Annotated in this window: 1 protein-coding gene; it reads left to right on the top strand. The window is 75.1% G+C overall.

The annotated features are described in order from the left end of the window. Window positions 1-27 precede the first annotated feature (27 nt). On the top strand, window positions 28-819 hold the full coding sequence (locus E4099_RS32375) for a S16 family serine protease (protein WP_135342644.1): 792 nt from the start codon (window positions 28-30) through the stop codon (window positions 817-819). Window positions 820-1,012: the final 193 nt, after the last annotated feature.

Here is a 1,012-nt window from a genome sequence, read left to right as displayed (position 1 = left end):
GGTGACGGGTGGGCTAGATTCACCCCCATGCCCGCAGTCTCCCGCCGTGCCGTCGTCCTCGCGGTCTGTGCCGCTCTCCTCGCAGCCCTGTTCGCGGTCGCCGCATTCGCCCCGCTGCCCTTCTCCCTGGCGGCGCCGGGCCAGACCGTCAACGTACTGGGCAAGGACGAGGGCGAGCCGGTGATCACCATCACCGGCACCCCCACCCGGAAGACCACCGGCCAGCTGCGGATGACCTCCATCGTGGCCACCGGCCCGGATGCCACGGTGAAGCTGAACGACGTGGTGGACAGCTGGTTCGCCACCGACCGGGCGGTGCTGCCGCGGGACTCGGTCTACCCGGCCGGGAAGTCCCCCAAGGAGGTCGAGCGGCGCAACCTCGGCGACATGCGGGAGTCGCAGCACGACGCGACCGCCGCCGCCCTGCGCTATCTGAACCGCACCGACGAGAACATCGACGTGCGGCTGCGGCTGGGCGACATCGGCGGCCCCAGCGCCGGACTGTTCCTCGCCCTCGGCATCATCGACAAGCTGGACGGCGACGGGCACGGCGGTGACCTGACCGGCGGCCGGACCATCGCCGGCACCGGCACCATCGCCCCCGACGGCACGGTCGGGGCGGTCGGCGGCGTCGGCCTGAAGACCCAGGCGGCCCGGCGGGACGGGGCCACGGTCTTCCTGGTGCCCAAGGCGGAGTGCTCGGACGCCTCCGGCGAGCTGCCCAAGGGGCTGCGGCTGGTCCCGGTGAGGAAGCTGGACGACGCGGTCTCCTCGCTGCGCGCCCTCGCCACCGGCAAGGGCCGGGTGCCTTCCTGCTGAGCCGCGTCGGGCCCCACCGCCGACAGCGATCCGGCCCCGAGCCTGCGCTGGGCGTGCGGCTCTGCCGCGAGCCCCGGCCCCGGGGCCGCCACGGGAGCCGTGCCCGGCTCAGCCCCGAACCCGGCCCCGGGCCTGGGACGGGGCCCTGCCGTGCCGCACACCCCGAGCCTGAGCCCGGCCCCCAGCCACCGGC

Origin of the sequence: Streptomyces palmae, from assembly GCF_004684805.1 — a bacterium.
Lineage (GTDB): Bacteria > Actinomycetota > Actinomycetes > Streptomycetales > Streptomycetaceae > Streptomyces > Streptomyces palmae.
Note: the sequence above shows the minus strand (reverse complement) of the source record. Positions and strands in the feature narration are given on the sequence as shown.

Excerpts from the sequence above, each read along its gene's own strand:
- E4099_RS32375 (WP_135342644.1), top strand. The coding sequence starts at position 28 with ATGCCCGCAGTCTCCCGCCGTGCCGTCGTCCTCGCGGTCTGTGCCGCT.